Here is a 19,809-nt window from a genome sequence, read left to right on the forward strand (position 1 = left end):
CTTCCCGACCCTATCGAATGCGCATCCCCCAACCAGGGGCTACCTGTGAAAATGCCAAGTTGGCCCCTTTTGGGGGATGAGGTTTAGACGTTCCGCCTCTTCTTTCTACTGCTCGGCGCACCAGGCGATGAGGGCGTCGCGCAGGAAAGCCGTTGCGCCCTCGCCTGCCGCTTCGTCGTAGTAAGCCGTGAAGCGCTGGTCGGCCACATAGCCCTCGGCCAGAGCCGCGTGAGCCGCTGGCGAATAGGCTCCCTCGCCCCAGTGCATTTGCAGCCAGCGAGCGTGCATGGCACACAACTTCCGAGCCGCCTCTCCCGTCGGGTCGCCCGTCGCCTTCGCCGCAGTCAGTTGCTCGAGGATAGCAGCTTCCAAAGCCTTGGCGTCGTTCCATTCCTCCTGGGACATGCCGGCCATGCGCTCATTGGCGGCATCCATGGCAGCGTCCCCGTAAGCCTGCCGCACTTCGGCGCCGTAGCGCTCTTCGTTCTCGGCAATAGCTCGGGCCTTCATCCCTTCGAACCGCTCTTCATCAGTCATAGTGCATCTTCCTTCCAGGGACGCGATGGTCTTCTCCACCGTTCCCACCAGGGTTTCCAATTCCTTTTGCCGCGCGCGCAATGTGGCAAGATGATTGACGAGCACCCCGTGAAAGTCGAAATCGCCGTTGTCGAGGGCCCCGCGAATGTCGCCCAAGGAAAGCCCGCAGGATCGCAGCAATAGAATCTGCTGCAACCGCTCAACATCTGCCGCACCGTAACGACGATAGCCGCTGGCCGTGCGCTCGGGATGCAGCAGCCCCTCGTCCTCGTAATGGTGCAGCGCCCGCACCGTTACGCCGGCCAGCTTCGCCAGCGAACCCACGGTGTACGAGGCTTCTTCCGCTTGCGTCTTTGACGCCTTTCGCATGCTTGGCATTTTGGCCGCTACCGCTTTCGCCTTTGCTGCCACGTTCGCCTCTCCTTCACTCCCAGCACCTTCGCTTCCGCTTCTTCGCAAGATCGCTCATCTCGCCTTGCCGAAACCAGCATAAGCCCTCACGCTCCGTAAGGGTCAAGGGCTTTCGAAAGATTTTGCAGCCACAAATTGACGGTTCTTTCTGAACAACCGTGATTTTGAGGCTAGAAAAGACCCACTTTCTCGCAAAAGGGCAAAAAGACAGCCCCAAATCGACGGTTCTTCCGTAAATACCGTCAATTCGGGGCTTAAAATTTCCGGGCACTTCTCTTGCACCACGGCTCAACGCCACTCTCGCTCAGCGCCGCCACTGCTCAGCGCCGCCACCTAAGTCGCCGGATCGACTGGCAGGCTTAGCGCCCTTCGGAGCAGCTCATAGCTCGCTACTTCCTCAACAGCCAACTATGAGCTTAGAACAGCGACATTTGGTCGGGGTCGGCGGGACGCCGGGTGGGAGCGGGCTCTTCCTGGGCTTTCAGAGATACGGGAACGTGACGGGCGAGCAGGTCGCGAGCGTCGGTGGAACGATCCAGCCACGCTAAGGCTTCCGACGCCGTCAGCGAGAGGGGCATGCGGCTGTGCACACGTCCCACCACGGCGTCGGGCTCGCAGGTGACCAGCACGAAGCGGTCGTTCAAGCACAGTCCCGCCAGCAGAAGTGCCGTGCCGCCCGCATTTGAGAACCGATATTGCGGCTTGCGACCGCGAGGACGCCGAGGAGCGGGCACCGTCGGATCGCCCTTCAATCCCAGAATGTCCTGCTCCATATCGGCCACTGCTCCGCGCGCCAGCTCGGCAAGATCGCTAGCCTCAAACAGCGCATCCTCGGCCAACGCCGCTCTCATGCCAACTGATGCAGCGTTTTCGATATTCCGCGTCTCGTAGAAGGCCCGCACAGGCACGATGCACCGACCGTCTTCGATAGCCTGGTTCCACAGGCCCGACCCTGACAGCGCCGACTCGATGCGCGCATTGAACACGAGCCCTCGTTTCCAGGAAACGTCGACGCCCCACAAAAGGTCGATCCGCGCCAAATCGCCACCACAGTCACCGGCAAAGGAACCTCCCTCGCCGTCGGAAACCAAATCGCCTTCGACCCGCTCGCCTTCCATCACAATGACCGAGCTTTCTGCGCCGGGATAGCAATCGAGGGCATCGAAGGACACATCCACCGGCCGGCCAAACGCTGGCGGCACCACCGCCGTCTCAGCTGTCGAACCACCCGCGTTCAGCGCCCGCCGCACGGCCCGCAGCCAATCGAGCACCGCATCGGCCTCTTCCCCGCTCACCATCTCAAACCGATGACACACAACGGCCCCCTTCGGATTCGCGCCTGCACGCTTTCTCGCCCCAAACTCGCAGCTGAATAAGACCTATCCGGAAGATACTGTTTTGCAATATGCGTGAGCTTGATCTGCAGAACCCGTGCTGTAGCGAAATCTATTAAATATAGACAGGTCGTAGAAATATACCAAGTATAGTAAATATAGCAAATCTATTTTTCGGACGAAGTATAGCAAATATAATTCTCAAGCGAAGTATAGCGAACGCAACCCATCGGGCTGCGCGTGAGAAAGCGAGGGCGTCATGGCCGCCGATGTTCTGCTCTTGGAATACCCGAAGTGCTCCACCTGCCAGAAGGCTAAGAAGTGGCTGGACGCACACGGCGTGGCCTACGCCGACCGGCACATCGTGGAGGACAATCCCACCGCCGAAGAACTGCGCGCGTGGCACGAGCGGAGCGGGCTGCCCCTCAAGCGTTTCTTCAACACGAGCGGCATGCTCTACCGCGAGATGGAGCTGTCGAAGAAGCTGCCCGAGATGTCCGAAGACGAGCAGTACGCCCTGCTCGCCACCAACGGCATGCTCGTGAAGCGCCCTCTGCTCGTCACCGCCGACACCGTCATCCCCGGTTTCAAGGAAGCCGCTTGGGAAGAGACGCTGGGAGTTTAGGAAGGGCTCAAGCCATTAAGATCGTTCAAATCTCTCAAATCTGGAGGGACATTCCAGATTTGAGAAAGCCCAACAAGTCAAGCACCAACATCGAAGGCTACAACAAACATGCTTGCCCAAAAGGCGTTACAATAGCCCGAAGCCATTAGCAGGAAGGAGGCCCGTGGGCACGGAATCGGAATACGAGCGCTACGAAGAGCCTTATTCCTACGAGGTGCGCGACCGACGCGTGCGCGGAGCCCGAGGACTGCAGGCCGTCGACGGCCTCACCACCAGCGCCGTCTTCGATGATGCGGCCGAGCGCTACGTTGCCGGCGGCATCAGCGCCCGCCAGCTGAGCGACATCGTGGACGACTACTACAACCAGAAGGTCGAGCGCGGCATCAACCGCTACTCCCAGGAGGCCGACCTCGTGAGCGCCCGCATCTGCGACGCCCTGGACTCCAACGGGTTTACCTTCTCCCCCGCCACCCTGCGCGCCATCCACGGGCGCCTCTTCCGCGGCCTCATGGAACAGCCCTTCTACGAGCAGCACTACCGCGACTACAACATCTCGAAGCGCGAGTTCGTCCTCGCACGGGAATCGGTGGCCTACGGGGACTACGCCTCCCTCGAGGCCGATTTGGAAACCGCCTTCTCGGAGTTCAGCCCCGCTCCCGCGCAGGGAGGCGACTACACCGCCTACATCGCCTCGGTGGCCGACTTCATCGCGCGCATCTGGCAGATTCACCCCTTCGCCGAGGGGAATACGCGCACCGTCGCCGTGTTCCTCCAACAGCTGCTGCACTTCCACGGGTTTCCCCAAGACTGCAGCGAGGCCTTCGACCGCTCGTCTCTGCAGTTCCGCAACGCGCTCGTGCGGGCCAACTACCGCAACATCCCGCTCGAGGTCGAACCCGATCCGACGTTCTTGCGCGAGTTCATAGGCTGCCTTATCGCCGGCCGCCCCTTCCCCTACCGCAACCGCGACATGGCCGCCGCCGAGCTGTTCCGTTCTAAAGGACTCATCCCACCGCAAGAGGAGAGCCCCCGCCGACTTGGGTAAACTCGGGGAAGGGATGATGGAGTACCAGATTATCGGACGCTCCACTGCAAGATTATCAGCTTTATGACTGCCAGATTATCAGCGCATTTTTCGGGAAGGCGCTCTTGCACTCTTTTACACCGTTTTACACTCTTTTATACCATCTTGCACTGCTCCATAGCAGAGCGGTATTTCGTACAGGATCCGACAAGACAAGCTGCTCCCTCACGAAAGCATTGGAGAGCTAGGTGATGTTGGGGACTCGGAAGCTTCGGGGAAGGTAGCCACATAGGTGCCACCGAAACCGGCGATGCCAAAGGAGCAAAAAGGTCGTACCGATCGCAAAAGAGCCGCCCGGGAGGTGGGCAGCTCGTAAAAGGAGCGGGCGCAGGGAGGGAAGCGCCCGCGCGGGATTGTTCGGGGATCGGCAAACCGAGGATCCGCAGGCCTTCGCAGATCGAAGAGCCCCCGGAACCTCGCGGCCTTCTAACGACTAGGAGGTGGCCGATTGCGGGAGACCTTCCGGCTCCTCGCCGTCTTCCAACTGGCGGCACACGTCCAGCGCTTCGGCGTAGGCGGCTTGGTAGGCCTGCACTTCGGAGGCCAAAGCGGCGAGCGAGTCCGTCGGCAGCAGGGCCGCACGGGCCTCTTCCACTGTGTCGAAGGGACTCGCCTCCAGCGCTTGGGCCAGGGCATGCTCGGCGTTCTGGGCCGGCCCCACCTTCAAACCGCGCTGGGTGCCAGAGGCCATCAGCGCGAGGCGCAAGTCGCCCATGTGCGCCGCCTTCTCGGCAGCATCTCCCTCGGCGCCCTCCGATCGGATCAGAGCCGCTTCGGCCTCACGCACGCAAGCCTCGGCCTCGGCCACCAGCGCGTCGGCCCGGGCGAGCTCGGCCGCCCGGTAGGCCGCCGCCTTCGCCAGGCCGTCCACCTCGGCAGCAGAGCGGGCGCGCGCCAAAGCGACGCCCTTCTCCTCCATCGACGGCAGCTGAGCGCACAGGTGCTCTAGCCGCCCGAACGCCTGCTCCGCGTCAACCGCTTCCACGACTTCCGCAGCTTCCACTGCTTCCGCCGGCATCGCCGTTGTGCTAGAGGCGGCCGCCGCGGCAACCGCCCCGCATTCCACGACTTCCGCAGCCACTAGATCTCCTGGTACACGCCGGCCAGCTGCTCGCCGAGGCACTTGCCCTGCACGAGGCAGCGCCCGTGGCTGTTGCCTTGGATGTTGATCGGGTAGTCCACGGCGTAGATGTCGCCGGCGCAGTTGCCGATGGCGTACAGCCCGGGGATGGGCTCGTCGTTCTCGTTCAGCACCTCGAAGTTGTCCGAGATGTGGATGCCGCCGCACACGGCGAGCAGACCCGGCGCCACCATGCACGCGGTGAAGGGGCCTTCCTCCACGGGGAACAGGAAGTGGTTCTCCTTGTAGAAGTCCTTGTCCTCGCCTTCCTTGCACAGCTTGTTGTAGCGCTCCACGGTCGCCTTCAGCTCGGCCGGATCCACCTCGATCATCTCGGCCAGCTCCTCCAGGGTGTCGGCGCGCTTGTAGTAGTCCGGGGTCTCGGCGATGCCGTTCTCAACGGTCTTGGTGTGACCGTCCACGGCCACCTGGTAATCGGAGCCGTAGGGGCGGAAGGTGTCCCAGAACATGCCGCCGCCGTGCTCCAGCGAGCTCTTCAGATCGTTCTGCCAGTTGGCGTCGAAGATGGACCAGGCGTGATCGGAACCGCCGTTGTACATCACGCCGAGGCACTTGCCCTGCACCCAGGTGGCCTCGTTCATGAAGCGCTTGCCGTCGGGGTTCACGAACAGGAAGGGCCCGTGGAACACGGCCGCAGCCTGGGGATGCATCATGGTCGGCCAGGGGCCTTCCTGGAAGGCGCCGCCGGCCCACGCCGCCATGTTGTGGCCATCGCCCACGTTGCCCTGGTCGGAGCACAGGCGGGTGAACACGCGGTTGGCCACCGGCGCGAACGCATCGATGTACTCGTCGTTGTAGCTGATGTCACCCGTGGCCAAAACGACGCCCTTGGAAGCGTTGTACTGCACATACTCGCCGGACTTGTTCTGGCAGATAGCGCCGGTCACCTTCCCGGACTCGTCCTGCACCAGCTGCACGGCGGGCATCTCGTAGACGAACTCGGCGCCGGCCTTCAGCGCCTCGGCCTCGAACATGTACTCGACGAAGTCGGCCATGGTGTGCTCTTCGAAGATGGGGCCGCCGGACATGAAGTGGTAGCAGGCGATCTCCGGGTGCACCGTGGAGTTGGAGCCCACGGTGACCATGCAGTTGGCGCCGTTGGCCTCGGCCATGTCGAGGAACCAGTTCATGCAGCGCTCGGACTCGCGGAACCACTTGCCCACGAGCGACTCGCGGCAGCGGTTGCCGCAGGTGGAGACCCAGCGCTCCATCTCCAAGGACTTGTCGAACTTAAGTCCCAGGTCATCCAGGGCGCGCGAGGCGATAGAGCCCGTGCCGCCCACGCCATGGCCGTTGAGCACGGCGTCCTTCTCCACGAGGATGGTCTTGGCGCCGTTCTGGGCCGCGGACAGCGCACAGCAGCTGCCGGAGTAGCCGCCGCCGATGACGAGCACCTCGGTGTCGACGGTCTGGGAGATCTGGTCGGCCGCGATGGGCTCGGGCTTCACTTCCCAGGTGTGCTTGGCGGTCTCGCCAGTTTCGGCCAGCGCCGCGTCGGCCTTGGTGGCCTCGGTCTGCGGTGCGCATCCGGCCAGGCCGAGCGCGGCCACGCCGGCGGCGCTAAAGGCAGCGCCCTTGAGCAAGTTGCGACGAGAAATTCCAGTCATGTTTTCCCTCCATAGTCTCGGTGACTGAACGGTTCCGAAGCTTTCGCGGCAGCTACCTGGGCCCTTCACCCAAGCTGTCCACACGAAGCCGGAACCGACGCCCCGGCCCTCTCATTGGCGGAACGCGAGAAGCACTATGCCCTCTTCCGCCCTTTCGCGTAAGCCACCAAATTGGGTAAATTCGCAGCAGCGGGAACCCGAAACGTGGCGCGGCATCACGCTTTTGAGGGGGACATATTTTGGGTTGTTTTTGAAAAATCCCAGGTCATAGCCAAGTATCATCGCAAACTTGTTGGGTGCGCCGCCTCCGGCCACCGGCTGCGGCTGCTAAATGCACCAGGGAGGAAGGATGCCACATGCAACGCGCCAAAAGGCTTTTGGAAGGTCTGCGAATACACCACCTCGGCTTCGGCTTTTTCTGGACCGTCACCTTTATCGTGCTCGCAGGGTTCCAGGGCGCAGGCGCCGTCGCCGATTATTGGCAGATCTACATTCTCACCGAACAGACGCTCATGCCCCTGGCCGTAGGAGCCCTGGGCGCCCTGTGCGCCTTCCGCCGTTGCGAGCTTCCCCATTGGACGGCCTCGGCGGCGAGCTTCATGCTCAGCGGAGCCGCGCTTCTCTACTTTCTCGCGTTTCATTTCGGCCAAAGCGACGGCGCCATCACGACGGTCGCGGGCGTGCTCATGGGCGGCTCCTGCGCTCTGTTCTTCCTGCTTTGGGAGATGTTCTACGTAACCGAAGGCCAGCAACGCGCCCTCATCTGCATTCCCCTTTCGGCCGCCATGTCGGTGGCCTTGTATTTGCTCATTCGCCTTTTACCGCCCGTTGCCGTAGCCCTGGCTGCCGTTTGCGTGCTCCCCTTCTTAGCACTTCTCTGCCTTCAGAAGAGCCTCGCCGAAATTGAGGCCGACGCCACGGCGCCCCTCACGCGCCCCGCCCTGAGACGCGCCGTGGGCGACCTATGGCGCCCCGCGCTCTGCGTCAGCATCCTCGGTTTTTCGTGGAAGCTCATCGCCGGCATCGAGCCGGCCCAAAGCTCCGGCGGCGCCGCGGTGCTCGTCGGATTCGCGACGGCGGCCCTTTTGGTGGTGGCCCTCGAGCTGTTTCTTTCGAAGGGCTTCGACATCCTGCATATCTGCCAGGTGCTCTTCCCCGCGCTCACCGTCGTGTTCCTGCTGCCGTCGCTGTTCGGGCAGCAGTACACGACGCTGCTCGTGGCGTTTCTCATGTTCGGCTTCGAGGTGGTGAACCTGCTGCTCATCATCACCTGCGCGGTGTATACCATCCGAAACGGACTGCCCTCCTCACCGCTGTACGCCCTGTGCATCGGGCCAGTCCTGCTTTCCATGGCCGTGGGCAGCGGGCTGGCCGAGCTTCTGGGGCCGGCGCTTTCCGATGACCTCGCCCATTGGACGAACGTCATCCTGCTTTGCGTGGTGCTGCTGTCGGTCGCACTCATTCTGGTCACGCGCGGAAAGGGCCAGGCGCTGGCCTCCATGACTGACGCGGAGCTGCTGAACCGCGGCACAACGTTACGGCGGGGACGGCGCGATAGTCGCCGGGATGGCCGCCAAGGTGCTAAGCCAGCCAACGGCAGCGCGCGTCAACGGGGAGACGCACTGCACTCCCCGGATGCGACAGCAGCAGACGCCACACGAGTTCCCAGTGACGGCCCCTCCGAGCAACAGCGCCGCATTCGCAGCTACCTTGAGGAGCACGGCCTTTCTCCGCGCGAGATTGAGGTGGCCGAGCTGCTCATGAAGGGCCATACGGTATCGGCCATCGCCGGCAAGCTGTTCATCTCGGAAAACACCACTCGCGGCCATGCCAAAAGCATCTACAAGAAACTCGCCATCCACTCCCGCCAAGAGCTAGTCGACCTAGACGACCAGCTCACCCGGGCGTAACGTTCACTGAATGCCCTGGCCGCTATCGAACCCATGCCGCGGTGTCGCGAGGTGCTTGGATGTCGAACGGCATCGGAATTCTACGCCACAGCTTCCTCCGGCAACTTGCAGACGTCGACCCAGGTGCTGCCCGGTGTGCAGGCGGCCAGCTCGTCGGGAGCGAGGGCGATGGCGCTGTTGGAGCTGCCGCAGGCCGGGTACACCACGTCAAAGCGGCGCAGTGATTCATCGAGGTACACGTCGCAGTCCTCGTTCACCGCGAAGGGGCACACGCCGCCCACCGCGTGGCCGACGCGCTCCTCGGCCTCTTCAGCAGGAAGCATGCGAGGCTTGGTTCCAAACTGGGCCTTGAATTTCGGGTTCGCAATGCGGGCATCTCCCGCGCACACCACGAGCGCCACCCGGTCGCCCACGGCAAACGACAGCGTCTTGGCAATGCGCGCCGGCTCGCAGCTCACGGCCTGAGCCGCCAGTTCCACGGTCGCGCTGGATGTGGGGAATTCCATAACATCCCCCTCGCGCCCGAATTCCGCAAAATACGCCTTCACCTTATCGATCGCCATCTCGCGTACCGCCTTTCGCCACCATCTTCGACGTTGTGGAATAATAGCACGACGCACATCTCCGGGAAGCCCTGAGGAGGACTCATGATCTCGTTCGAGAACGACTATTCCACCGGTGCCCATCCGCGCATTCTTGAGACGCTGGCGGCGACGAACCTGGAGCCGGCGCCGGGCTATGGCAGCGACCGCTTTTGCGAAAGCGCGGCGGCCCGCATCCGTGCGGCTTGCGATGACGAGACCGCCGACGTGTTCTTCCTCACGGGCGGCACCCAGACCAACGCCGTGGTCATTTCGGCTCTGCTGGCCGGGCACGAGGGTGTCATCGCTGCCGATACGGGGCACATCGCCGTTCATGAAGCCGGTGCCATTGAAGCCACCGGGCACAAGGTGCTCACCGTGCCCGAATGCGACGGCAAACTGCGCGCCGCCGACGTGGAAGCTTATCTGGAGACTTTCTACGCCGACGCCAGTTACACCCACATGGTGTTCCCCGGCATGGTGTTCATCGCGCACCCCTCCGAGCTGGGCACGCTGTACTCTCTGGCCGAGCTGGAGGAGCTGTCGGCCCTCTGCCGCCGCTACGACATCCCGCTGTACTTGGACGGTGCGCGCCTCGCCTATGGCCTGGCCGCTCCCGACACCGACGTCTCCCTGGCCGACATCGCGCGCCTCACCGACGCCTTCTACATCGGCGGCACCAAATGCGGAGCGCTCTGCGGCGAGGCGGTCGTGTTCCCGCGCGGCGGCATGCCCCGGCACTTCCTCACCCACGCCAAGCAGCACGGCGCCCTGCTGGCCAAGGGGCGTCTGCTCGGCGTGCAGTTCGACACGCTGTTCACCGACGACCTCTATGGCGAAGTGGGACGTACGGCCGCTGCGGCCGCCGACGAGCTGCGCCGCATCCTGCGCGAGGCCGGGTGCACCTTCTTCCGCGAAAGCCCCACCAATCAACAGTTCGTCGTTCTGGACAACGCCCAAGTCGAGGCACTGGCCGAGGGCGTCCGCTTCAGCACCTGGGAAAAGCTCGGGGACGGCCGCACCGTCATCCGCCTCGTCACCAGCTGGTCCACCACCCCCGACGATCTCGCAGCCCTGAAAGCGGCCCTGCACGAAGTGCTGTAGACGCACAACTGCGGCAGCGGAGCTATCAAGGCGCGACATGCATATCGTTTCAGGCACCACGGAAAGGCAAGGCTGCAGGGCTGCAGGGCTGCAAGCTGCAGGCAGCGGGCACTTCAGGCGTTGCGAGCATTGCGAGCCCCAGGCCGCGGGCACTTCAGGCGTTGCGAGCATTGCGGACTGCGGTCGCTGCGGACGCACCGTCCCAAGCGCCGTGAGCGAACCGAACCAAAATCATCCCACTCCAGCCGGTCTTGCTATCTAGCGTAGTTTCCATCGAACTCCGGTGGAACATTATTGCGTTTTTGGTGCCTCGGCTTTCAGCAGGTGCACCACGACTCCCGACAAGCGCTCATTCGCCTTGCTTCTGCCTCCCCCGGCTGCACCAATTCTGCAGTTTTTCGCCAAACTTCGCCGGAATAGCCTCTCGCACTATGCGGTTTTGCACCAAAAACGTTATTCCTCGCCAAAATGAGAGGGACTCCCTACCGCTTCAAAGGTGCGTCGAGGCTCAAGCGGCAGGCCAAGCTGCCGACGTAGCTTCAGTTTTCGATCACGAGCATTTCTTACACATGTGCGGTTGCGCTTGCCCAAAACCCGCAGCATCGACTGCGCTATCGTGTCGCAAGCAAACAAACTCTCAAGCTCGTTGTCGGTGGCTAGCACCACGTCGATGCCCATGGCTCGCAACGCATTCACGCGGCGCGAGTCTCGAGCACGGTGCAATTCCCCCTCGTGAAAAGCCCTGCTTTGGTACTCCATGGCCAAACGAGCTGATGGCCAGAACAGGTCGCATCGCAGCATTCGTGTTTCGGCGATAGCATAAGCCTCACCCGTGCATTCAACCTCATAGCCCATAAGGGGAATGCCCAGGCCGTATCCGCCCAACGCCACTGGCAGCCCGAACAACAACGCACATTTCGCCTCACGCGGCGACTCCGCCCCTTTGGCAATGTACGACAATGCGCGCTGAGCAGGCTTTGCTCCATGCATGCCGGGATTCATGCGCAAGAACTGGGCAAGCTGTCGCGTAGTCATCAAAGGGTCAGCATGGTATCGCGTAGGCTCACCCGCTCTTCCTCTGCGATAGGTGCCGCAAAGCTCATAACCCAACTCAAGCAGTTCGATCAACGAAAGCGACGTTGCCATTTGCACAAAGGTGAACGGTACGCTGGTCACCCTTGTCCCTTCACCCAGCGAAAGCAAGCCCGTGCCGCCAAACGGCTTCCCGCTGCGATGAAATTCGACAACATCGGTGCGGTGGTTGTGAGACGTAGAAGCGCTTGTAACATGGAGGGGCCGAGAAAGGGAGAGCGCGGGGCACTGCTCCAAAACGCGATCGCTTGCCAACTGCGCATCCTTTAAGGACGGTGCTTGGTCGGGGAACTTTCGGCTACGCATGGGCTGGGGCTTTTGGGACGGGGGCAATGCCGTCAGTATTTCCAGCGCTGTCTTGTGGCTAAAGCAAACGATCCGCCGGGAAGCGACGGGGGAAGATGGCCGAACCATGACGCACTCCTCTCGGGCCCGTCGTGAGAGGATCTTGCGAATCTGGTATGCAGAGACCCGGACACAGCCTCTGAGCACGGACTGTTGGAAACAGGATTCGCACTGGCTCGTAAGCATTGCAGTGTACCATGAGCACAAACGCCTGTCACGGACTTCCGCAGGTCTTTCCTTTGAGTTTTGGCCGCTAATTTCGAAATCGGTGCATAGCAAGCGAGGAGAAGGCCAGCATCTGCCCTCAGAACTCGTTTATCTGCACCGAAAGCGAAAAATTTGCGCTACTTTTCTCGGCAAGGAAATGATTATCCCCGAGCATGTGCACCAAAAACGCCAAAATACGCCATGGAGAGCAAAACCACCTGCGCACATCTGCGCAGCACCCTGTCACGGGCACCTGCGCGCCCGCATCGGAGTACCGCTGTATGCTGCGGGGCACCATACCCAAAGCACAAGACGGGCCCAGACGCACAAGGTCAGGGCCCGTTTAGATCGTTCAGGTCGTCAACCAACGGTGCTGTCAGCCAACCGGGCGTTACCCGAGGTTAATCTGACGATGCAGCACGCGGGTCAGCACCAGGTAATAGGCGATGCCGATGAGGATGAACACCACGCCCGTCACCAGGGCCACGGTGCCCACGGACATCAGAATCGCGAAGCACACCAGCGCACCGAGCGCCGGGAACACCAGGTGCATGAACACGGCCTTTGCCCCCTTGCGCTGCTTCAGCTGGAACCAGCAGAACACGATGACCGACACGTTCAGCATCACGTAGGTGGACAGCGCGCCAAAGTTCGAGATCTTCACCACGGTGTTCATGTCGATGCCGCTGAAATGGAAGAGCAGCGTCAGCACCACGGACAGGGCGATGATGAAGATGACGGCGTTCAAAGGCGAGTTCGTGCGCTTGTTCATCTTGGCCATGAACTTCGGCAGGCAACCGCCATTGGCCATGGTGAACATGACGAAGGCGATGGAATTCTGCTGCGCGATAGCGGTGAACACGCCCTGAGCCAAGGCCACGCCCACGGCGCATACCACCATGAGCCAGGGACCAGCGGCCATCTTGGCCACGGCGTAGAACGCGTTGTCGGTATTGCCGGCAAAGGCCGCACCCGACGGATCGATGCAGGTGGCGATGAAGCACTGCAGCGCGTACAGCACGCACAGCAGAATGGCCATCACCATCATGGCGCGCGACGGCCCGTGCTTGGGGTCCTTCGCCTCTTGGGTCAGCGTGGCGATGGCGCCGAAGCCCACGTAGGACATCACAGCCAGCGACACAGCGGACATGGTGCCGCCGAACTCGAACTTGGCGGGGTTGAACAGGTTGGTCGGCGAGAAATTCGCGCTCTCGGGATGCTGCACGACGAACATCACGCCGCACACGACGAACAGCGCGAGAATCGCCAGCTGAGCCACCAGTGCCACTTTGTTCACCACCATGGCGGTCTTCATGCCGATAAGCGACACGATGGCCACAATAATGAGGAACCCGAAGCACAGAGCCAGAATCGGCACATCCGGCAGCATGCTGTGAATGGCGATAGCCGCGATGAGGTACACCATGGCCGGGCTCACCAAGTACTGCAACAGCATCAGCCAGCCGGCGATGAAGCCGGGCAGCTTGCCGAACACGTGGCTCACATAGGTGAAGATTGATCCCGAAGACGGGAAATGCTGAATCATGATGCCAAAGGAGAACACCGAGAACAGCACGGCCACGAACCCGATGAGGAACGCGAGCGTGGGCATGCCGCCGGAGTCGGCGAACACGCCGCCGTAAACGGCCATGGGAGAGATGGGCACCATGGTGATGAGGCCCCATACCACCATGTCCTTTACAGTTAGGGTCGCTTTGAAGTCGTCGCCGGCGTTCTGCTGGGTGGCCACGGTCGGCTTCGTCACTTTCTTCCCGTTGTTTTCCGGCATGGAGAGGCGAGCGGTCGTAGCGTCATCGGAGACGCCCTTCGCCGCACCGGACGCGGCCGTGGCTACGGCTACGGGAGCCTTCGGCGGCGCGCCCGCGTTTGTCTTTCCGTTTGCACTCATTGAGAACACCTCTTTTTACCCTCGAGGGGGCCGCGCCGCCCGCACATCCTGCGGCGCGACCCCCTTCCGAAACACTTACTTAGAAGACCCCTTGGCAGCACCGGCGTCGTCGGCACCGGCAGTACCGGCAGCGCCGTCGGCAGCATCGCCGCCCTTGGTCGCGCCCGCATCGGAGGCGGTGCCGGCAGCCTTCTCCGGCGCAGCAGCCGTCTCGGCACCAGCCCCGCGCGCAGCCTTGCGCGCCTGGTCGGCCGCAGCCTTGGCCTCCTTCACCTCGCGGCGAGCGGACACCAAGTCGCTGTCGGCTTCCACCTGCTGCTCGAGCGCCTCGGCAGCCACCGCCTCGGCATGGGCCTTGGCCTGCGAGGACTTCTCGGCCGTCAGGGCTGCCGCCTCAGCCGCAGCCGCTCGCTTGGCGTCGGCCGCCGGGTCGCGCGGCACCGGTTCGGCAGCCACCTCATCAGCAGGGGCCGCCGGCACTTTCGTATCAAGCCGCACCGGCTCGGTACCCTCCACCGGAGCCGCCTTCTTCAGACCCACCGTGGCCGACGTGCCGATACCGGCCTTCTCCGAAATCATCGCCGGCTGGCTTAGGGGGATGGCACCCAGCGCGCCGATGGACGTACCGCTGGTCTTCACCGGGTGGTTCATGGCCGCAGGATCGTCGCCGGCCTCAATAGCCGGAGAGGACGGATGATGCTTGCCCGGCACGTACTCGTCGGGAAGCACGATCTGCTCGTTGGGGTTCCACAGCTTCTTGATGGGCATGCCCATGGGGTTCTGGCCCTCGCTCATCAGCTCGGACGGCACGTTGGACAGAACCTTCTGGGGCTTCTTCAAACCCTCGATCTGCCAGGTGAACGGCGCAAACACATTGTTCGGGTCGGCCCAATGATGGCGCTTGGAGGCCTGGTACACGCCGAAGCAGATGGCGAAGGTGACAACGATGATGGCCACGATAACCACCACGTAGGTCACCGGACTGCCCACTTCCTCGGCTACCTGGGCCGGCGGGATAATGGCCAGCACGATGCCGAACAGGCAGGCCAGAAGACCAAGGCCGGCCACAAGCCACGCGCCCACGTTGCCGCCGGGCACCTTGAACAGACGCGGACGGTTCGGCTGGTCGTGACGCAGCTTCAAGAACGAGACGAACATCAACACGTAGTACATCATGTAGAGGATGGTGATGGCCTGGGTGATGAGCACGACAAAGCCCTCGATGTTCGGGATGAGGAAGCACAGGAAGGCGATGAGGGTCATGAACGTCATCTGCAGGTACATCAGACGGCTCGGCATGCCGTGCTTATTGGAGTTCTGCAGCACCTTCGGCAAAAAGCCGGAGCGTCCGGCCTGGCCGAGCATGAACGAGGGACCGGCCATGTTGGTGACGAGCGACGCCATGGAAGCGCCGAGGCCGACCCACACGAAGGCCACGTAAATCCACGGGCAGTTGAAGGTGGCGCCGAGGATCTTATAGGTCTGGTACAGGCCGTAGACCAGGTTCATGTCCTGCTTCGGCGTGACGATGGCGATGCACACGGTACCGGCGATGAAGATGATCAGCGTCAGGATCATGGCGATGAAGATGGACAGCGGGAATTCCTTCTGCGGCTTCTTCAGCTGCTTGATGTGGGCGGCGTTCATATCGATGCCGGCGAAGCTGAAGAACACGCCGGCGGCCAGGGCCAGGTTAGTGAGGCTGAAGCCATCAGCGAAGGGATTGAACGCCTCGGGCGTGGGAGTCACATTGGACACGTTGCCCTGGGCGAGCCATACCACCGTGAAGATGACGATGAACGCCAGCGGGATGAACGTGCCGATGATGACGCCGTACTTGGTCAGGCGGGCGAAGGCCTTCACGCCCTTGGTGGACAGGAAGGTCAGGCCCCAGTAGTAGGCCAGCCACGCCAAAATGATGAAGAACTGGTTCTCCGGATGGTTCATGAACTGCACAGCCCAGTCCCAATCAGGCGTATAGAAGCCGATGGTGGCCGATGCCGATGCAACGCCCATACCGAAGTTGATGGAGGTCTGGAACCACAGAATGAGCAGACACGTAAATGCCAGCCCAGGGCCCATAGCCTCGCCGACCCAGCGGAAGATGCCGCCGCGCTGGCCCCAGCCGGAAGCCAGCTCGGCCGCCACCAAACCGGTGGGCAGGAAGAACACCAGAGCGCCGATGATGAAGAGCGTGACGGAGGACAGCCCGTAATAAGCCTGCTGGACGTCGTTGGCGACGCTGCCGATGATGGTCACGTTCATCATGACCAGAGCCATCAGGCTGATATAGGTTCCACTGCTGGCCTTCGCTGCGCCCTTCGCCGGCGCTTTGGCCGCATGAGTTGTAGTTTGGGAGCTCATAGTTACCCCTCACGAAAGGGCCCGGCGGGGCGGGCTCCCCTTCCCGGGACGTCATTCCCGGAAAAGGCACCCCGCCGGACAGCGGATAGTTGCCGCGCGCGACTCGCAAAAGCCGCCCGCAGGGGCCGGCCTTGGGGCATCCCGTGCGGAACCCCCGAGGCCGGCGCCCGATTGCCGCTTAGGCGGAAACCGGATTGAAGGTGTTCCAGAACGGCCACACGATGGGGTCGGAGTCCAGCGCCTTCTGCATCTCGGGGCTCAGGCGATCCTTGCGGATGGCCACCTCGTAGACGAAGTTGTCGAACCACTCGTCGCTGCAGACGAAATACCCGTTGTTGCCGGTCTTCATGCCGTGGTTCTCGGTGCCCCAGGAGTTCTCGATCTTCCACTTCGTGGGCTTGCCGTCCTTGATATCGACGCCGGCGATGGTCATGGCGTGGGTCGGCAGGCTCTCGTGGGTGGCGAAGCGCTGGGCCTTGTCCATGGTGAACTTCACGCCGAACATGGCCTCAAGGTCGTACAGATCGAAGTCCATGACACCGGCGTTGCGGTCGCAGTGCTGCAGCACGTCGGAGCCGAACCAGACAGGCTCGCCGTCCTTCAGGGAGTCGATGACGTAGCCCTTCAGCTCCTCCATCGGCACGTTCAGGTACAGGTTGCGACGCTCGGGAATCTGGTCGGAATCCTGGATGGCGTACATACGGCCGTAGGGCTTGTCGTCGCCGGGCACGTTGATGACGCCGATGTAGTCGTCCAGGTTGATGGGCACGTACTTCTTCAGGAACTCCAACGGGGTGATGCCGAGGTCGGCATGGTAGTGGCCCTTGGCATCGTTGTAGGTGAAGTCGAACTTCTGCACCGGCTCACCGAAGCACACGGCCAGCACGCGGTACACCTCGGAAAGCATTTCCTCCTGGGTGGCCTTGGTATCCTTGTCCTCCTGGGCCATGGTGCGCAGCTTCAGGGCATCCTGGCGCAGCAGGTGCGAGAGCACCGTGTTCAGCTCGGCGGTGTTGTTGGTGCAGTGGGTCTCGGCCTGGGCCTCGTGCGGCACCACGCCGTACTTCTTCACCAGGGCGCACACCATATCCCAGTCGCCGCCGTCGGCCATGGGCGTCGTGAACAGCCAGTCGACCTCGCGGTCGTCCAGCGGCTTGTCGGCCGTGGCCACCACGTGCTCGAGGAACCAGGCGGCGCGCTCCAGCTTGTTGAAGAACGCCAGGTAGGCCTGGGACAACTCGAAGGTGCCCTTCGGCAAATCAAGTTCCTTCTCAATGTGGAAGCGCAGCACGTTTAAGCAGGCGAACATCCAGCAGCGGCCCGACATCTTCTGGTTGGCCACGGCCTGGTCGTCAACGTCGATGGAAAACGCGAAGTTCTTGGGGCTCATGCGCTTGAGCACCTCCACGCTTTCCGCCGACTCCAGAATGCCGTTCTTGGTCACCGCGCGCTGGGCCACGTGCTGGGTTTCGGCCTTCTTGTAGGATTCGGCCATCTTCGCGATTTGTTCCTTTGAGATTTCCATAATCTATGCTCCTTATCCTCGATTGGTTAGCGATGATCTCTATGGAAGGAACGCGGCACCGTGGAAAAGCGCCGGTTCGAATTCCCTTTAGTCGAAGAGCGTCCAAGGCTGAGTCGGACGATCTTCCAGGTAGCCGTCCATCCACTTCCACAGCGGGTGCTGGTCCATGAAGTCGCGAGCATTGAACTCCACGCCGTCGGCGCGGCCGTAGCGGCCCCACATCTTCAGGTGCTTCACGTCGTCGGGGCCGGCGGCCTTGGCGTCGCAGGAGCCAGCCGGATAGAACGGGATGTTCCACACGGCGTCCGGATCGTCGGCGTAGTACTGAGGATCCACATCGTAGTGCGAGCAGATGTCGCGGCTCGACGGGCAGTTGTAGCCGAGGTACACGTCGTAGGTGTCGGCGAGCATCTTCTTCACGACTTCCAGGTCGATCTTGCCGTAGTACTGATCGATGAGCTCCATCCAGCGCTGGCGACGGGCGCCGGTCTGCTGGCGCGGATCGTTGAAGCCGTTGTCCTTGCATTCCAGGTTGCGGATGCGCGGGTCGAACACGGCGTTGCAGCCGAAGTACGCGCCGTCGAAGGTGCGCTCGAGGCTCGTGAATTCCAGGCCCTGCTCGAAGCGGGCGATCTCGCCGGTGTTGTGGTCGGCAATGAGCCAGGCGTTGGCGTAGCCGCCGTTGTTGCCTTTGTTCAGGCGCTCGACGAACTCGTCGATGGTGGCCGCGTACTGCACGGCGTCGCGGATGCGCACCCACTCGGGCATGCCCGCGTCGTCGTAGCGGTCGAAGCCGGCCAGGGTGGTCTCGGTGATGTTCAGGCCCGCGGCGGTCACGTAGAAGTCGGTCATGGACGAGAGCATGCACGGCGCCGAGGCCTGCATGATGAAGGCATAGCCGTCGTCGGGCTCCACGCGCTTGCAGATATTGAAGTACTGGCCGCTCCAGAACTCGTCGAAGCTCTCATGGCCCAGGTAGGGCTTGCCGTCCACCGTGGCCGAGCCGGTGGCCACGATGGCGGAGCAATGCTCCTTGCGGTGGGTCTTCATGAGCGGACGGCTCATGATCTTGCCGGCGTTCTGGGGCCACCAGTAGCCGGTGATCTCCATCCAATCGTTCCACGCGATCATGTCGTCGGTGGTGGTGGGGATGCCGGCAGCCGTCAGGCCCTCGGCCATGCCGCGCAGCTCTTCGAACCAGCGGGTGGGAATCTTGTCGCGGTGCAACTTCAGCGCCTGCTCGGCGAACCACTCGTAGGTCATACCGAAGGTTTCCAGGGTCATGAACTTGTACACGCGCAGGGCGTCTTTGTACTCGTCGGCCAGAAGGTAGCCCTCCTGGAAGCCGCACTCGTAGGGGGTGCCCTTCACCTTGATATGCTGCCAGCCGTTGATCTTCTGCAGCTGGGCATGATCGATGATCGATTGCTGCTCTTGAGTGACCATTGTCGTCTTCCTTTCCAGGGTGCGCCGGGGCGGGCGGGCTTGCGGACAGCTCCCTTGAGCCGTCCTGCGGGCGAGCTTCAACGCACGAACTCGCGGATTCGTTTCATATCCTGCGCTCTTCCCCGGCGTTTTGGCGACGGGGGCGGTTTTCGTTGCTGCGCCGTTATAGATTAGTTTTCCGCTGATTTTCTAAGTTCTAGCTGGGTGTTTTCCCGAGCCTCATCGCGTCCTTTCGCGAGCGCAACACAGGATCGTCGATTCACCGAATGGTTTCAGATCGGATGCCCGCCTGCGCGGAAACGCTGCCTGTGGGAGGATACGCATGTTGCAACCATTCGACGACTGGGAGGTTCCCATGGACAAGTACATTTGCGACGTATGCGGCTACATCTACGACCCCGAGGTGGGCGACCCGGACGGCGGCATCGCGCCGGGCACGGCCTTCGAGGATATTCCCGACGACTGGGTATGCCCCGTCTGCGGCGTCGGCAAGGACGACTTCTCACTGTACGAGGGTTAGCCTACGGCAAAACCTATAGCCCACTCGAACTGCAAGGGCGTCCCTTTGGGTCGCCCTTTCCCTTTCT

General features: G+C 62.3%; 15 protein-coding genes. 5 read left to right on the plus strand and 10 right to left on the minus strand.

Translation table 11 applies throughout. The features are described 5' to 3' along the window. Window positions 1-105: 105 nt before the first annotated feature. Window positions 106-906, minus strand: a complete 801-nt coding sequence (locus ACW4QM_RS01435; RefSeq protein ID WP_455798132.1) for a MerR family transcriptional regulator — start codon at window positions 904-906, stop codon at window positions 106-108. Between the two features lie 458 nt (window positions 907-1,364). After that, on the minus strand, window positions 1,365-2,264 hold the full coding sequence (locus ACW4QM_RS01440; protein ID WP_455798133.1) for an SOS response-associated peptidase family protein: 900 nt from the start codon (window positions 2,262-2,264) through the stop codon (window positions 1,365-1,367). Window positions 2,265-2,541: 277 nt separating this feature from the next. Here ACW4QM_RS01440 and ACW4QM_RS01445 point away from each other — a divergent pair, with 277 nt between their 5' ends. Beyond that, window positions 2,542-2,907, plus strand: a complete 366-nt coding sequence (locus tag ACW4QM_RS01445; protein ID WP_455798134.1) for an arsenate reductase family protein — start codon at window positions 2,542-2,544, stop codon at window positions 2,905-2,907. A 163-nt stretch (window positions 2,908-3,070) separates the two neighbouring features. Further along, complete coding sequence (locus tag ACW4QM_RS01450) at window positions 3,071-3,952, plus strand: Fic family protein (RefSeq protein ID WP_455798135.1); 882 nt, start codon at window positions 3,071-3,073, stop codon at window positions 3,950-3,952. 472 nt (window positions 3,953-4,424) lie between these two features. On the opposite strand, the gene ACW4QM_RS01455 is transcribed toward ACW4QM_RS01450, so the two are convergent. Together ACW4QM_RS01455 and ACW4QM_RS01460 are read right to left on the minus strand one after the other, a co-directional pair. After that, complete coding sequence (locus ACW4QM_RS01455) at window positions 4,425-5,072, minus strand: hypothetical protein (protein WP_455798136.1); 648 nt, start codon at window positions 5,070-5,072, stop codon at window positions 4,425-4,427. After that, window positions 5,072-6,739: an FAD-dependent oxidoreductase gene (locus ACW4QM_RS01460; protein ID WP_455798137.1), complete on the minus strand. Its 1,668-nt coding sequence runs from the start codon at window positions 6,737-6,739 to the stop codon at window positions 5,072-5,074. Before ACW4QM_RS01460 ends, ACW4QM_RS01455 begins: the two co-directional genes overlap by 1 nt. 356 nt (window positions 6,740-7,095) lie before the next feature. On the opposite strand from ACW4QM_RS01460, the gene ACW4QM_RS01465 reads away from it, so the two are divergent. Continuing rightward, window positions 7,096-8,649 carry a helix-turn-helix transcriptional regulator gene (locus ACW4QM_RS01465; protein WP_237974535.1) on the plus strand — a complete coding sequence of 518 codons (1,554 nt, stop codon included), beginning with the start codon at window positions 7,096-7,098 and terminating at the stop codon, window positions 8,647-8,649. Window positions 8,650-8,729: 80 nt separating this feature from the next. Here ACW4QM_RS01465 and ACW4QM_RS01470 read toward each other — a convergent pair whose 3' ends face one another. Next, window positions 8,730-9,212, minus strand: a complete 483-nt coding sequence (locus ACW4QM_RS01470; protein ID WP_161128094.1) for a YbaK/EbsC family protein — start codon at window positions 9,210-9,212, stop codon at window positions 8,730-8,732. 84 nt (window positions 9,213-9,296) lie between these two features. Here ACW4QM_RS01470 and ACW4QM_RS01475 point away from each other — a divergent pair, with 84 nt between their 5' ends. Beyond that, window positions 9,297-10,334, plus strand: a complete 1,038-nt coding sequence (locus ACW4QM_RS01475) for a threonine aldolase family protein (RefSeq protein ID WP_161128093.1) — start codon at window positions 9,297-9,299, stop codon at window positions 10,332-10,334. A 453-nt stretch (window positions 10,335-10,787) separates the two neighbouring features. Here ACW4QM_RS01475 and ACW4QM_RS01480 read toward each other — a convergent pair whose 3' ends face one another. From ACW4QM_RS01480 to ACW4QM_RS01500, 5 genes are all read right to left on the minus strand, one after another. Next, on the minus strand, window positions 10,788-11,681 hold the full coding sequence (locus ACW4QM_RS01480) for a hypothetical protein (protein ID WP_237418901.1): 894 nt from the start codon (window positions 11,679-11,681) through the stop codon (window positions 10,788-10,790). A gap of 688 nt (window positions 11,682-12,369) precedes the next feature. Beyond that, a complete protein-coding gene (locus ACW4QM_RS01485) occupies window positions 12,370-13,887 on the minus strand; it encodes an APC family permease (protein ID WP_330039084.1) in 1,518 nt (505 codons plus the stop codon). A gap of 75 nt (window positions 13,888-13,962) precedes the next feature. Further along, on the minus strand, window positions 13,963-16,251 hold the full coding sequence (locus ACW4QM_RS01490) for an APC family permease (protein ID WP_227069423.1): 2,289 nt from the start codon (window positions 16,249-16,251) through the stop codon (window positions 13,963-13,965). A gap of 178 nt (window positions 16,252-16,429) precedes the next feature. Then, the gene (locus tag ACW4QM_RS01495; protein ID WP_114538990.1) at window positions 16,430-17,776 is read right to left on the minus strand and encodes a C1 family peptidase; all 1,347 of its coding nucleotides are present in this window, start codon (window positions 17,774-17,776) and stop codon (window positions 16,430-16,432) included. An 87-nt stretch (window positions 17,777-17,863) separates the two neighbouring features. Next, entirely contained in the window at window positions 17,864-19,222 is a 1,359-nt protein-coding gene (locus ACW4QM_RS01500) for a C45 family autoproteolytic acyltransferase/hydolase (RefSeq protein WP_157011901.1), read from the minus strand. 322 nt (window positions 19,223-19,544) lie between these two features. Between ACW4QM_RS01500 and rd the strand changes: the two genes are divergently transcribed. Beyond that, the gene (gene rd / locus ACW4QM_RS01505; RefSeq protein ID WP_442538808.1) at window positions 19,545-19,742 is read left to right on the plus strand and encodes a rubredoxin; all 198 of its coding nucleotides are present in this window, start codon (window positions 19,545-19,547) and stop codon (window positions 19,740-19,742) included. Window positions 19,743-19,809: the final 67 nt, after the last annotated feature.

It is taken from the genome of Adlercreutzia sp. CNCM I-6207, assembly GCF_977072305.1.